Consider the following 14,390-nt stretch of genomic DNA (forward strand, 5'->3'; position numbering starts at 1 on the left):
CTGCGGGGCCTTTCGGCCGCTCCGCTCTCCCCTGTGGGGCGAACAAGTAAAAGACTACGTGCGACACCCCGACTCGGCCAATCCAGCCACATCCCGGGCGTGTCGCACTCCCACACCCCCGGAAACACGCGGGAAACGACGAAGGCCCGCACGACGTGGAACGTCGCCGGGCCCGTGCTGCCGGATCGATCAGACGCGGAGAGCAGCGCTCGAAAACTGCAGGGCAGCCTCGGTGTGTCCACCGGTGAACTCGATCCCGCCGAAGAACATCGCGCCGATGACGAGGGCGAACACGAACGCGATCGACAGGAACAGCACGGCGACGCCGGCGAGGGTGATCAGAAGGGGAAGTCGAGAAGCCATGCATCCATCCTGCCCTGTCCCGCGCCCGGGAAACTAGGGCTTGTCTCCACCAACGACCGAAGGCCGACACCTCCGAAGAGGTGCCGGCCTTCGATGTGAAGCGGTGATCAGCGACCGGAGAGCTTCTCGCGAAGCGCAGCCAGCGACTCGTCATCGGCCAGGGTGCCCTGGGCGGGCGACTCCGACGAGAACGAGCCACCGAACGTACCGGCGTCGGTCGGGTTCGCAGCCTCGGCCTCGAGAGCCTTGGCAACGGCAGCCTTGTGGGCCTCCCAACGACCCTGGGCAGCGGCGTACTCCTGCTCCCACTGCTCGCGCTGGGTGTCGAAGCCCTCGAGCCATGCACCCGACTCGGGGTCGAAGCCCTCGGGGTACTTGTACTCGCCGCGCTCGTCGTACTCGGTGGCCATGCCGTACAGCGCCGGGTCGAACTCGGTGCCGTTGGGGTCGACCGACTCGTTGGCCTGCTTGAGCGACAGCGAGATGCGACGACGCTCGAGATCGATGTCGATGATCTTGACGAAGACCTCTTCGCCGACCGACACGACCTGCTCGGCGAGCTCGACGTGCTTACCCGACAGCTCGGAGATGTGCACGAGGCCCTCGATGCCGTCGGCCACGCGGACGAACGCACCGAACGGAACGAGCTTGGTGACCTTGCCCGGAGCGATCTGACCGATCGCGTGGGTACGGGCGAACACCTGCCACGGGTCTTCCTGCGTCGCCTTGAGCGAGAGCGACACGCGCTCGCGATCGAGGTCGACCTCGAGGATCTCGACGGTGACTTCCTGGCCCACCTCGACGACCTCGGAGGCGTGCTCGATGTGCTTCCACGAGAGCTCGGAGACGTGCACGAGGCCGTCCACGCCGCCCAGGTCGACGAACGCACCGAAGTTGACGATCGACGAGACCGTGCCCTTGCGGACCTGACCCTTGTGCAGGTTGTTGAGGAACGTGGTGCGCGACTCGGACTGCGTCTGCTCGAGCAGGGCGCGGCGCGAGAGCACGACGTTGTTGCGGTTCTTGTCGAGCTCGAGGATCTTCGCCTCGATCTCCTGGCCGAGGTACGGCGTGAGGTCGCGGACACGGCGCAGCTCGATGAGCGATGCCGGGAGGAAGCCACGGAGGCCGATGTCGACGATGAGACCACCCTTGACGACCTCGATCACGGAACCGGTGACAACACCGTCGTTCTCCTTGATCTTCTCGACGTCGCCCCACGCACGCTCGTACTGTGCGCGCTTCTTGGACAGGATCAGGCGGCCTTCCTTGTCCTCCTTCTGGAGAACGAGGGCCTCGACGTGGTCGCCGACGTTGACGACCTCGTTGGGGTCGACGTCGTGCTTGATCGAGAGCTCGCGGGAGGGGATGACACCCTCGGTCTTGTAACCGACGTCGAGGAGGACCTCGTCGCGGTCGATCTTCACGACGGTGCCCTCGATGAGGTCTCCGTCGTTGAAGAACTTGAGCGTCTTCTCGACCGCGGCCAGGAAGTCTTCGGCCGAGCCGATGTCGTTGATCGCGACCTGCTTGATAGCGGGGGCGGTCGTTGCGGTAGTCATGTAGTGGGTTGTCCTAGTGGGTTTGGTATCGGGCTCCGACTCCTGCGCCCAGAGATCAGGGAGACCCGGGCCGTCGGCACTCGGCCGCCCGAGGGCGAACGGATGCCATGAGTCGAAGCAGAGCGGATTGTGTGATGCGGTGCCACGGGGTCGAACGAGAACGGTCGAAGCCCCAGGAGTGACACTCCAGCCTAGCGCACCCATCCACTCGGCACGGTGGTCCGCTCGCGCCCCGTGCGGAATGCGGGCGACGGCATTCGGATTCCGCCTCGGATCGGCAGTTTTGCCCGTGCTGTGACCCGACGTCTGCCCAGGTGGCATCCAGACTGGCATGCCAGGCTCCCGGTTTTGTGCCCGCTGGACGCGGGCCGGACGTGCGACACCCGCGCCGTCCCCTCTACGTGAAACCGGTTCTATGCGCTCTGATTCGACACCCCTGTCCAACCGCCGTGCCCGCCGTATCGCCTCCCGCCGCTCGCGTCGTCGCCCCGTGCTGACGGTCGGGGCGCTCGTCGTCGGCGTCTTGGCCGCCGCCACCCTGACCGGCACCGCTCCGGCCGCGACGGCCTCGCCCGCCGACCTGTCGACCGCGACGTTCACTCTCGCCTCGACCACCACTCCGACGGCCCTCTCGGTCTCGGCCGGCCCCGAGGCCTACGAGGCACGTGCCGCCACCGCCACGGCCACTCAGACCCTCGCCGCGGCGACGGCCGTGCAGAACGACATCGCGGCATCGGGTCTCGACATCGGCCAGCCGGCCGTCGTCGACACCACCGCTCTCGAGCAGGCGACCGATCGACTCGAGGACGCCGCGGTGCTCCCGCCCGCCTTCCTGCCCGAGATCTCCGACAGCGTCTCGGCTCTGACGACGACCGTCGACCAGCGCGTCGCGGAACTGCGCGGCGGTCTCGACGCCGCGATCGCGAAGAAGGCCGAAGAAGAAGCTGCCGAGAAGGCCCGCCAGGAGGCGGAGGCCGCCGCGGCCGCCGCGGAGAAGGCCGCGGCCGAGGCGCGCGAGTCGTCGTCGTCGGGCAGCGGAAGCGGCGGCGGCAACACCGGCGGTGGCGGCGGTGCGTACGTCCCCGCCCCGTCGGGCGGAGGCACCGGCGACAACAGCGTGTCCGGAGCGCAGGCCAGCGCCCGCGCCATGCTCGGCAACTACGGGTGGGGCGACGACCAGTTCGGGTGCCTCGTGTCGCTGTGGAACAAGGAATCGGGCTGGAACTACCAGGCTTACAACGGCGGCAGCGGTGCCTACGGCATTCCGCAGGCCCTGCCCGGCAGCAAGATGTCGTCGGCTGGCGGCGACTGGCAGACCAACGCCGCCACCCAGGTCGCGTGGGGCCTCGGCTACATCTCGGGCCGCTACGGCAGCCCGTGCGGAGCCTGGTCCCACTCGCAGTCGGTCGGCTGGTACTGACCCCGGCGCGCTGATCGGCCTCGACCGGTCAGCGCCACCGCACCATCGAGCGCGTCGCCGCGGAGGATCTTCCGCGGCGGCGCGCTTCGCTGAGCAGCGGAAGATTCTCGGCCGACGTCAGCTCGTGGAGCACGACAGGTCCGACCCTGCGCCGCCACTCCCCCGCGAATCGGACGGCGTCTTCCCGACGGCGCGCGATGCGCGACGGCACGGGGAGGAAATCGCGCGCGGTCGTCGGCGAGGCGCGATCGAGCACCGCGCGGACGATCCAGGGGCCGCCGCGGTCGATCTCGAGCACGAAGCGCGGTGAGCGGATCGGGCCGTACAGCTCGTCGAGGGCCGCCGCGAAGGTGCGTTGATCCTCCGGGGCCGCCTGCGGGATCCGCACGTCGAGTCGCACGCGTCGGGCGTCGAGACCGGTGCCCGTCACGACCGGGGTGCCCGATACCGAGGCGACACGGTCGGTCGTCACGAGCGACTCCCAGACCACCTCCGCCATGCGGCGGTGCGATTCGACGGCGTCGACCGCCTGTCGGCGGACGTTCGCCCATACCCGTCCGACGGGAACCGCGAGCCACACGCCGGTCGCCGTGGCCGCGAGGGCGATCACCGTGCCCACCGCGGAAGGCAGAAGGAACGCCGCCACCACGAGCAGCGCCGGAACAGCCAGGGTGCCCGCGAAGAGCCCGCCGAGGGACCGTGCCGCGCCGACGGTCGTGCGGAACACGGGCGTCGCCCGATCCCGCTCCAGAACCGTGGACACCTCTTCCCGATCGTCGTACGGCTCGCCGATCCGCCACTCGAGACGCGTCTGCGCGCGGGGCGGAACGCTGCGCAATCCGTCGACGTCGGCGAGGGCCACCCCCGGGACCTTCGCGATGACGTCGCTCAGGGCGCGGCGGCGGGCGACATCGAGGGCGGCACCGAGCCCGCGGACGATCTGCGTGGAGTCGTCGGCGTCGAGCCCCCACAGCCGTGCGTGTTTGCGGCGGAGGCGGGCGGCATCCGGTTGCGCCTCCAAGCCCACCGAAGGAGGGAGGACCGCCGTCACGGTCCAGTTGTGCGCGACCTTCTCGGGCCAGTCGGGGTCGAGGCGCAGGGTGCGTCCGCGCAGCTGCTGCGTGGCCGCCGCGGTGGCGACCATGCTCAGATCGATCAGCGTGTTGACCGCCGGGCAATCCCATCCCTCGCCGAACAGGCCACGGGTCCCCACGACGACGTGGATCACCCCGCGGTCCAGCAGGCGGGAGGCAGCGCCCACGATCCCGCTCCCCCCGATCCCCCGCACGACGGCGACCTGTGCGTCGTCGTCGCTCGCCTCGGCCGAGACCTCGACCCCGAGTTCCGCCGACAGCGCGGGCAGCAGCATCGACGCGTCGCGCGCCGCGATGCGCACGGTCGAGGAGGTGACGAGGAGGGCACGGAGGCCGGAGGTCGCGGCATCCGTCACCAGGACCGAGAACGTCCGCACGGCGCCGGCTCCGCCCAGGAGACCGCCGTGGACGTTCCCGTGCCGCACGAAATCGGTGACGACGAGGGCGCGCAGTCGATCGTCGCCCACCTCCCGCCGCTCGATCGCGAGGATGTCGCACGCCCCGCGGTCCTTCGCCGACGACGATGCCAGGACCGTGTCGATCGGGTCACGCGTGCGGCGGATGCCGCGATCGGTGAGGGCGTATCCGAAGTCGGCCAGGACGCGGCGGATCCGCCGCCACTCGTCGGCGCGCTCGGGATCGGGCAGCACCCGATCGAGCGCGTACCGCCCGAGAAGACGCAGGGTCTCGTCGGTGGTCGGTGGGCGCCGCGCGACGGCCGGGAGGCGGGCGATCACCGGGTCGTCGGGAGCGACGAGCGAAAGCATGGCCGCCGCGGCCTCGGCGGCGGGGAAATCGTCGGCGAACGCGGCCGCGAGGCGGCGATCGAGCGCATCGGGGACGGCGCCCGGCGCGGGCGGGGCGAGCGGATCGGTCGGGGCCGGCGCAGCGAGGGGCGGCTGGAGCACGTCGAGCAGGAAGGCGCGGCCGGGTCCCCCCGCGAAGGTGGTGCGCAGCGACACCTGCAGGGCCTCGGCGTGCGCGGAGAGGAAGAGCTGCTCCTCGGGTGTCGGCTCGACGACGTGCACGAGATCGCGGTAGGGCGCGAGATCCCCCTCCCGCACGACCGCCGGCACCGGCACCTCGAGATCGACCTCGCCGAGCAGCGACACGTAGTTGTCGTATTCGTCGGCGTCGTCGGGAGACGGGAGCGTCGCCGTCAGTCCGATGACCAGCGGCTCGCGTCCCCCCGCGCGGATACGGGCGAGCAGCGCGGCGACGACGAGCGCCCAGTGGTCGAGCAGGTGGTGGCATTCGTCGAGCACGACCGTCTCGACCCCGGCCTCGACGAGCCGGTCGAGCAGGGCGCGGGCGTTCGGGTGGAGCGCGGAGGCCAGAACATCGGCGTCCTCGCGGGCGAGGGACCGGCGGATCGACCGCGAACGCGAGCGGATGCCGCGCCGGTAGGCCGCGGGATTGCTCTCGGCGAGGGCGCGGAGCCACTCAGCCGCGGCCTCCGGCGTGCGGTCGTCGGCTTCGAGCTGGGTCTCCCACCGGCGATGCGCCAGCGCGGCGAAGGGCGAGGTCGCATCCTGCACGCTGATCGCCTGATACGTCAGCGCCGTGAGGTCGGCGGGCGCGGAGGGATCGTCGGACACCGCCGCATCGGACACCGCCGCATCGGACACCGCCGCGTCGGATGACGCGAGGCCCCTCGCCGCATCGACCCACTGCGCACGGATGGCGGTGGTCGGGGCGAAGACGACGGTGCGCCGGCCGCGGCGCGCGGCGAGCAGCAGCCCGAGAAGCGTCTTGCCCGAGCCGGGAGGCGCGACCAGATGCACGGGCGAACCGGCGTCGACGTCCACCCGGGCGAGCGCATCGGCCTGATATGCGCGCAGCGTGCCGTCGAAGCGCCACGCCGAGAGCGGGCGCGGGGTTTCGGGCGTCACCGGGCCAGTCTAGGTACGCGCCCACGAGCGGGCGGGAGCGGGCGCGAGACCCGCGGAACAGGAGTCGGCGTGGATCTGCGCTGGTTGGACGCCCCCGCCGCCGACGTGGCCGCCGCTCTCGCCGCCGCGGCCCCTCGACCACGGCCACCCTGGGTACCCACCCGGCGGCAGTTCGCGCTGCACGTCAACAACGGGTTCTTCCTGTGGTTCCTCTTCTTCGCGTTCCTGTCGATCGGCATCCGGGTCGACGGTGTGCAGGACGGCGTGGTGCGCGAGGCGGATGCCACGGCCTTCGTCGTGTCGTCGGTGATCGCCGCGCTGTGGCTCGCCGGAACGGCCGCGCTGTGGTGGTGGTCGCGGCAGCCGATGGCCTCGCGCACCCGTGTGCGTCACGGTCGCCGCGACCTCACTGCGCTGGCCAACGGGTACGAGCCGTCGCCCAGCTCCGCGGCGACGTTCTCGTCACTCGTCACCGATCACCGCCTCGGGGTGCGCGAGTATCCGCGGTTCACCGCGGGGCGGGTCGAGTTCGGCACCGTGCGCCCCCGCACCGCGCGCTCGCGACCACGACAATACGTCACCGTCACGCTCGCCTCGCCGCTCCCCCACCTCGTCCTCGACGCACGGGGCAACGACGGATGGGGCGCCGCCCTTCCGGCATCCATTGCCCGTCACCAACGGATCTCGCTCGAGGGCGACTTCGACCGGACGTTCCGCACCTACTCCCCGCGCGGCTACGCCGGCGACGCGCTGTACGTGCTGACCCCCGACGTGATGGCGGGGCTCGTCGACCACGCGTCGGGCTTCGACGTCGAGGTCAAGGACGCCCGGGTCGTCTTCTTCCGCTCGGTCGACGCCGACTACACCCGCGCCGACGATTGGGAGAGCGTCGACGCCGTGCTCACCCACGTGGCGCCGAAGATCCTCGCGTTGTCGCACCGCTACGTGGACGAGCGCGTCGACGGGCAGGACGCCGTGCAGGTGTCACGGGCATCGCGGGACACGGCCGCGTGGCGACCGCCCCACCCGATCATCGGACCGAGCGGGCGACGCCTGGACGCGCGCACCCCGCAGACGGGGTGGTGGCCCCTCGTCGGCCGAGTCGCCTGGGTGGTCTTCCGCACGGGCCTGTACGTCTTCCCGGCGATCTTCGCGTTCGCCGGGTTCATGTCGATCGTCGACGGGCGCTGAGACCGCGCCGCACAGGGGCGTCCGAGGCGTCAGGCTCCGTTGCGGCGCGCGATGAAGCCGGCGAGCAGGGCGTGCGACAGCGGAACCACCGACACGATCATCAGGATCGTGCCGAGCACGGACTGCTCGACCTGCAGCAGCACGCCGCCGACGAGCAGGCCCGTGAACAGCACCGACGACACGACTCGACGGATCATGCGCTCGAGATCGCGCAGACGACGCTCGATGCGCGGCGTCTCGACCGAGAGCGAGCCCTCTTCCAGGCGCGAGATGAGGTTGTCGGCCCGGCGCGGCAGGCGCGCGGTGACAGCGGCGACCGCTCCCACCTCGCGAACGAAGGCCTGAGCGGTGTTGCCGCTCTCTTCGCGGATCAGGCGCTGGGCGTAGGGCTCGACGGCATCCCAGATGTTGAAGGACGGGTCGAGCGCGCTGCACATTCCGCTGGTCAGCGACATGGCACGCACGATGAGGAGGAAGTTCTCGGGCAACTGGAACGGGAGGGCGCGCACCACGTCGCCGAACTCGATCGCGAACGACCGGAACTCGCGCGGATCGACCTCTTGGAGCTCGGCGAAACCCATTCCGCCGAAGCGCGAGAACAACTGGGTCATCGCGCGTTCGAGCTGGATGGTGTCGGCGGAGGGCAGCAGCACTCCCACATCGCGGATGCCGTCGACCAGACCCTTGCCGTCACGCGAGGCCGCGGCGATCAACACGCGTCGAAGCCCCCGACGGAGGCTGGGAGGCACCTCGCCCATCATCCCGAAGTCGATGAACGTGAACCGCCAGGCCGGGGTGGCGGCATCCGGGGTCGAGACGGGCGTGACGAAGACGTTGCCGGGGTGCGGGTCGGCGTGGAAGAACCCGTCGTCGAAGAGCTGGTCGAACATCACGGCCGCGAAACGCGCCGCCACCTCGGACGGGTCGATGCCCGCCGCACGGAGCGCGTCGACGTCATTGATCTTGATGGCCGTGACGTCTTGCAGGGTCAGCACGCGACGGGTGGTGCGCTCCCACACGACCTCGGGCACCGCGACTCCCCCCTCGCCGCCGAAGTCGGCGGCGAAGCGCTCGGAGTTCGCGGCCTCGTGCAGGTAGTCGATCTCTTCGAGGCTGGTGATCGCGAACTCCTCGACGAGCGAGGGCATGTCGACGCGGTCGCGGACGAGCGCGACTCTGCTCAGCCAGACGCCCACCTTGCGGAGCGCCCGCAGGTCGACGTCGACGATCCGGTCGATTCCGGGGCGCTGGATCTTCAGCACCACCGCGCTCAGGCCCGTCTCGGCGGCCAGCTCGTCGGTGAGAGTCGCGCGGTGCGCCTGGCCCAGCGACGCCGCGGCGAGCGGACGCTCGTCGACCCGGGCGAAGGCCCGTTCCAACGGCATCCCCAGCTCGGCCTCGGCGCGGGCGCGCATCTGGGCGAACGGCACCGCCGGCACCTCGTCCTGCAGGCCCTCGAGCTGCTTGGTGATCGAGGGGGGCAGCACGTCGAGGCGCGACGACATGAACTGTCCGACCTTGATCATGAGACCGCCCAGGTCGACGGCCAGCACGTGGAAGCGCTGGGCGATGCGCTCGAGCCGCCGGGTGCGGCCCCGGGCGGAGATCCACCCGAGACCGAACCGCGGCAGGAACAGCTCATACCACCAGGCCTGCACGAGGTATCTCGCGGCGAACCGCGTGATCCGTCGGTAGCGGGCCTTCATGAGGGCGTCGTCGGTCATCGAATCTCCTGGATGCCGACGAGCGCTCCGCACGCGTCGAGCTCGGGCAATCTCAGCCCTGGGCGAGGATGGAGTAGAGCTTGCGACGCGCCTCGTCGAGGATCTCGACGGCCTGCGCGACCTGCTCCTTGTCGCCCGTGCGCGCGACCTGCGCCGCCGCCTGGGCCAGCTCGACGCCGGCCTTGGGCAGTGCCGTCATCCGGCCGCTGTCGCGCGAGGTCGCGGACTCCCACGGCGCGGTGCGCTCGGTGGTCTCGTCTCCCGCGGCCGCGCGGCCCTCGGCGGTGAGCGAGTAGGTCTTGCGACCGTTGGACTCCTCGGACTGCACGAGTCCTTCGTCGGTCAGCAGCTGCAGGGTGGGGTACACCGAGCCGGGGCTCGGCTTCCACGATCCCCCGCTGCGGTCCTCGATCTCGCGGATGATCTGGTAGCCGTGCATGGGCTGCTCGATCAGGAGCGAGAGGACGGCCGAACGCACGTCGCCCTTGTTCATACGCGGGGCGGCGTTGGTCTTCTGCTCGAACTGCGTGCGCAACTGCTCCATCGCGTCGAGGATGTTGGACATCGGCCAGCCGGGGGTGTTGTTGCCACCGCGTCCGCCGAACGCGTCTCCCAGGAATGAACCACTCATGACGACCTCCTTCGCGCGGACCCGATCTGGGTCAGCGATACATAACGATATATCGCTATCGGTCGGCGAAGGTCGCTCGCGGGCGAATTCTCAGTACCAGTTCACCGACTGCGAGTGCCCCCAGGCGCTGCACGGCGTGCCGTATCCGCGCGAGATGTAGTCGAGGCCCCACGCGATCTGCGTGGCGGCGTTGGTCTGCCAGTCGTCGCCGAACGACGCCATCTTGCTGCCGGGCAGCGACTGCGGGATCCCGGTGGCACCGCTGGAGTTGTACGCCTGGTAGTTCCAGCCCGATTCCTTCTGCCACAGCGACGAGAGACACGAGAACTGGTCGCTTCCCCAGCCGTACTTCTGGGCGGAGAGCTGCGCGGCGTAGTCGCGCGCACCGTCGGGGGTGTTCACGCGGGCGAGCATCGCGGCGGCGTCCGCCTGTCGCTGCGCCTCGGCGGCGGCTGCGGCCTCGGCCTGTCGCTGCGCTTCGGCGGCGGCATCGGCGGCCGCCTTGGCGGCCTTCGCCTCGTCGAGGCTCCCCTGCACCTGCGCCACGCGCGCGGTGACGCGCTCGGTCTCGGTCTGCGCGTTCTGGCTCAGTGCGGGCACGAGCAGGACCGGCAGCAGGTCGGTCGAGTCGAGGCGCTCCACCGCGTCTTGGAGCGCGCTCGTGTCGATGGAGGCATCGCCGATCGACAGCGGAAGGCCGGTCGTCGCGACATCGGCCTCGACGGCCGTTGCGCTCGACAGCGCGGCCTGCGCCGCCGAGGTCGCGTTGGCGGCGCCGGTGCTGATGGCGTCGAGGGTCGGCGCCGTCGACACCGGTGCGGCGGTGCCGGGAGCAGAGAAGGAGGATGCCGAGGCATCGGGCAGCGACGTGGGCGCGGCGATCGCGAGCCCCGTGGTCGCCACGAGCCCGAAGGCGAGTCCGGCGCACGTGGCGGCAGTGACGAGGGTGCGACGGGCGCGGTGGACGTGGGCGAGCTTCAGGTCGGAACGCAGCAAGGAGGAATCTTTCGTCGGGGGCGCGACTCGTCGGGATCGAGCGCGAAATCGTGCCGTCGGGTCGGCACAAGTCCCCGAGTGTGGGTGGCGCTTCTGAGCGTTATCTCTTCGTTACCTGGGAGGGGCGTGAGAGCGCAGTGTCACGGGATCCCCGTGGGCGGAGGCGGAGCGGGGCACGGCCGTTCGCATCGGACACGGCGGAACGGGGAGACCGATAAGCCCCTGACCAGGCTTTTCTCTTCTCTTTCGCGCGCGCGGTCTCGAGTCACCAGCCTGCTGCGCGGGCATCGCCAGCGCTCCCACGCGAAACGGGCCGATCCGCGAGCGAAAATTCTCGGCGGATCGGCCCGTTCGGCCGCGGTCGGCGGAATCGACCGTCAGGCTCGGTGCGCGCGGTAGTACTCGAGCAGGGCGGCGGTGGAGGCGTCTTGGGCGGCGAGGGCCTCGTCGTCGCCCTCGATCGCCGGAGCGATCTGGAGGGCCAACTGCTTGCCCAGCTCGACACCCCACTGATCGAAGGAGTTGATGCCCCAGATGGTGCCCTGCGTGAAGGTGATGTGCTCGTAGAGGGCGATGAGCTGGCCCAGCACCGACGGCGTCAGCGACGGCGCGAAGATCGACGTGGTCGGGCGGTTGCCCGGGAAGGTGCGTGCGGCGACGAGGGCGCCGGTCGTTCCTTCGGCCTCCACCTCTTCGGCGGTCTTGCCGAAGGCCAGGGCCTTGGTCTGGGCGAGGAAGTTCGCCAGGAACAGCCCGTGCACGTCGCGTCCGTCGTCGGCGAGCGGGTAGGCCGGGTTCGCGAAGGCGATGAAGTCGGCCGGGATGAGCCGCGTGCCCTGGTGGATCAGCTGGTAGAACGCGTGCTGACCGTTCGTGCCGGGCTCGCCCCAGAAGACCTCACCGGTGTCGGTGGTGACGGGAGTGCCGTCCCACCGGACCGACTTGCCGTTGGACTCCATCGTGAGCTGCTGCAGGTACGCCGCGAAGCGGTGCAGCTGCTGGGCGTACGGCAGGACGGCGTGCGACTGCGCGCCGAGGAAGTTGGTGTACCAGACGTTCAGAAGGCCCATCAGCACGGGCACGTTCTGCTCGACGGGCGTGGAGGCGACGTGCTCGTCGACGACGTGGAAGCCGGCGAGCAGCTCGCGGAACGCGTCGGGGCCGAGGGTGATCGCCAGCGACAGACCGATCGCCGAGTCGACGGAGTAGCGGCCGCCCACCCAGTCCCAGAAACCGAACGCGTTGGTCGGGTCGATGCCGAAGGCGGCGACCTTGTCGAGCGCCGTCGACACGGCGACGAAGTGGTGGGCGACGGCCTCGGTGCGCGCGGCGTCGGTGTCGTCGATCGCCCCCGCTGCGGCGAGCTTCTGCCACAGCCAGTCGCGAGCGAGGCGGGCGTTGGTCAGGGTCTCGAGCGTGGTGAAGGTCTTGGACGCGACGATGAACAGCGTGGTCTCGGGGTCGAGATCAGCGGTCTTCTGCGCGATGTCGGTGGGGTCGATGTTGGAGACGAAGCGCGCGTGGATGCCGGCGTCGGCGTACGGAAGAAGGGCCTCGTAGACCATGACCGGACCGAGGTCGCTGCCGCCGATGCCGATGTTGACGACGGTGGTGACCTTCTTGCCGGTCACCCCGCGCCACTCGCCCGCCCGCACGCGATCGGCGAAGGCACTCAGGCGGTTGAGCACCTCGTGCACGTCGTGATCGATCTGCTGGCCGTCGACCACGAGGGCAGGCGCGGCGCCCGCCGGGCGACGCAGGGCCGTGTGCAGCACCGCGCGGTCTTCGCTGGTGTTGAGGTGTGCGCCCCGCAGCATGTCGGCGAAGCGCTCGCGCACGCCCGTCTCGCCCGCGAGAGCGACGAGGGCGTCGAGCACCTCGGCGGTCACGAGGTTCTTGGACAGGTCGACGTGGAGGTCGCCGACGCTGCGCGTCAGGGTGCTCGTGCGGTCGGCATCCGCGGCGAACCAGCCGCGCAGGTCGGGATCGAAGGCGTCGCGCAGGGCGGTCAGTCGGGACCAGGCGGCGGTGGTGGTGGGGTCGATAGGCGCAGTCACGAACTCCACGCTAGCGATCCGGACGGCAGCGCACATCGCGGATGACGAAGCCGGGGGAACACGCTAATGATCAGCGGTGTGGGGAGAAGGGGTCGAGCCCGGGTCGGGGAGCGCGATCTCGCGCTCGGCATCCCACGGCTCGGTCCAGCCCAGGCGGTCGAACAGCCCGTCGAGCACCATCGCGGTGAACCCCCAGACCGTCTGCGGACCCCCGGCCGTCTCGAGCGAGAACGCAGGCCCCCTCCACTCCCGTCCGTCGCGGCGGATCACCGTCGACCCGCGACGCGCCGGGTCGAGCAGATCTGCGACGGGCGCGCGGAACACCTCGGCCGACTCGGCCCGGTCCACGGCGCGCACGGGCGTCGGACGCGACCACCAGCCGATCACCGGGGTGACCTCGTGCCGGGAGAACGCCAGGGGGACGGCGTCGAGCGCGCCCAGCACCTCGACCCCGGCCGGATCGAGCCCCGTCTCCTCTCGTGCTTCCCGCAGCGCCGCCGCCACGGCATCCGCATCGTCCGGGTCGACCCGCCCACCGGGGAAGGCCACCTGGCCGGGGTGGGCGCGCAGCGTGCTCGCCCGAGCCAGAAGCAGGACGTCGAGGTCGCTCGGAACGTGGGTCGCCCGTCGCCGACTCGGGATGCCGTCGAGCACGCCGAACAAGATGAGCACGGCCGCCGCGCGCGCCTCGCCCTCGACTGGCAGCGCCTGCAGGGCGGTGAAGGCGTCGGCGGGTGCCGGTCCGGTCCGCGGCCGACGGACGAGGTCTTGCAGTTGTGCGCGGGGCGAGGGCATGGATCGATTAGATCACCGCGCCCGCCGCTCGCTCAGCCGTTGCAGGCCCAGCCGTCGCCGTCGCGTGGGTCGGTCAGTCTCGGCGCGATCAGCCCGCCGCCCGGAAAGCGAACCTGTCGTCGGGCGACCATTCGTGCTGGTCGTCGCAGCGGTATCCCCGCAGCCAGGGTCGGTCGTCGATCACCCTGAGGTAAAGGCCCGCCGGGAAGTCGGGGTCGTCTCGAAGGCGCGGAGCGGCGACGGTGAGGGATCCCGACGGCGCGCGACCGGCGCTCAGCACCCTGTCGGGGGCGGACGCCTGGTCGTGCAGAGCCAGTCGCAGGTACGCCGCGGTGACCGGGGGGCAGAGTCCGAGCCCGTGGGCCAGCGCGCGTTCGTAGATCTCAGGCAGGGTCCCCCCTTCGGGAAGACCGAGCTCGCGCACCGAACGCTCCACGATCACGAGCGTCTCGGCCTCGGAAGGGCTTTCGACCGCCGCCGCGGCCAGGAGCGTTTCGGCGTGTACGTTGAGGAGGACGCCCGCGTCGCCGAGTCGCGCGAGAAGCTCCTCGTGGGAGAGATCGCCGACGAGAACACGCCGCCCCGGCGTCGCATCGTTCTGAAGTCCTGTCACTCACCGAGGCTACTCGCGGCGAGATCTCACCGTGAGGCGGTGGCGTTCAGGA

Annotated in this window: 11 protein-coding genes; 2 read left to right on the plus strand and 9 right to left on the minus strand. The window is 70.7% G+C overall.

Translation table 11 applies throughout. The annotated features are described in order from the left end of the window. Window positions 1-189: 189 nt before the first annotated feature. Together IFU40_RS08475 and rpsA are read right to left on the minus strand one after the other, a co-directional pair. Window positions 190-363 (minus strand): hypothetical protein, encoded by a 174-nt coding sequence (locus IFU40_RS08475; RefSeq protein WP_156458758.1) that lies wholly within the window; start codon window positions 361-363, stop codon window positions 190-192. 107 nt (window positions 364-470) lie between these two features. Further along, window positions 471-1,925: a 30S ribosomal protein S1 gene (gene rpsA, locus IFU40_RS08480; protein WP_055835770.1), complete on the minus strand. Its 1,455-nt coding sequence runs from the start codon at window positions 1,923-1,925 to the stop codon at window positions 471-473. Between the two features lie 415 nt (window positions 1,926-2,340). On the opposite strand from rpsA, the gene IFU40_RS08485 reads away from it, so the two are divergent. Then, window positions 2,341-3,345, plus strand: coding sequence for an aggregation-promoting factor C-terminal-like domain-containing protein (locus tag IFU40_RS08485; RefSeq protein WP_055835766.1), 1,005 nt, complete (start codon window positions 2,341-2,343; stop codon window positions 3,343-3,345). A gap of 28 nt (window positions 3,346-3,373) precedes the next feature. Here IFU40_RS08485 and IFU40_RS08490 read toward each other — a convergent pair whose 3' ends face one another. Then, complete coding sequence (locus IFU40_RS08490; RefSeq protein ID WP_191926064.1) at window positions 3,374-6,331, minus strand: DEAD/DEAH box helicase family protein; 2,958 nt, start codon at window positions 6,329-6,331, stop codon at window positions 3,374-3,376. 69 nt (window positions 6,332-6,400) lie between these two features. Here IFU40_RS08490 and IFU40_RS08495 point away from each other — a divergent pair, with 69 nt between their 5' ends. Continuing rightward, window positions 6,401-7,522, plus strand: a complete 1,122-nt coding sequence (locus IFU40_RS08495) for a hypothetical protein (protein ID WP_191926065.1) — start codon at window positions 6,401-6,403, stop codon at window positions 7,520-7,522. Between the two features lie 29 nt (window positions 7,523-7,551). Here IFU40_RS08495 and IFU40_RS08500 read toward each other — a convergent pair whose 3' ends face one another. The 6 genes from IFU40_RS08500 to IFU40_RS08525 all read right to left on the minus strand — a co-directional run bounded on the left by IFU40_RS08500 (window position 7,552) and on the right by IFU40_RS08525 (window position 14,338). Beyond that, window positions 7,552-9,246, minus strand: a complete 1,695-nt coding sequence (locus tag IFU40_RS08500) for an ABC1 kinase family protein (RefSeq protein WP_191926066.1) — start codon at window positions 9,244-9,246, stop codon at window positions 7,552-7,554. Window positions 9,247-9,298: 52 nt separating this feature from the next. Continuing rightward, window positions 9,299-9,877 (minus strand): PadR family transcriptional regulator, encoded by a 579-nt coding sequence (locus tag IFU40_RS08505; protein WP_055835753.1) that lies wholly within the window; start codon window positions 9,875-9,877, stop codon window positions 9,299-9,301. A gap of 90 nt (window positions 9,878-9,967) precedes the next feature. Beyond that, the gene (locus IFU40_RS08510) at window positions 9,968-10,873 is read right to left on the minus strand and encodes an aggregation-promoting factor C-terminal-like domain-containing protein (RefSeq protein WP_191926067.1); all 906 of its coding nucleotides are present in this window, start codon (window positions 10,871-10,873) and stop codon (window positions 9,968-9,970) included. 377 nt (window positions 10,874-11,250) lie between these two features. Further along, the gene (pgi, locus tag IFU40_RS08515; protein ID WP_191926068.1) at window positions 11,251-12,966 is read right to left on the minus strand and encodes a glucose-6-phosphate isomerase; all 1,716 of its coding nucleotides are present in this window, start codon (window positions 12,964-12,966) and stop codon (window positions 11,251-11,253) included. Window positions 12,967-12,993: 27 nt separating this feature from the next. Next, window positions 12,994-13,725: an NUDIX hydrolase gene (locus IFU40_RS08520; protein ID WP_055937492.1), complete on the minus strand. Its 732-nt coding sequence runs from the start codon at window positions 13,723-13,725 to the stop codon at window positions 12,994-12,996. Window positions 13,726-13,813: 88 nt separating this feature from the next. Further along, window positions 13,814-14,338, minus strand: coding sequence for a hypothetical protein (locus tag IFU40_RS08525; protein ID WP_191926069.1), 525 nt, complete (start codon window positions 14,336-14,338; stop codon window positions 13,814-13,816). Window positions 14,339-14,390: the final 52 nt, after the last annotated feature.

The sequence above is a fragment of the Microbacterium sp. CFBP 13617 genome (assembly GCF_014839445.1).
Classification (GTDB): domain Bacteria; phylum Actinomycetota; class Actinomycetes; order Actinomycetales; family Microbacteriaceae; genus Microbacterium.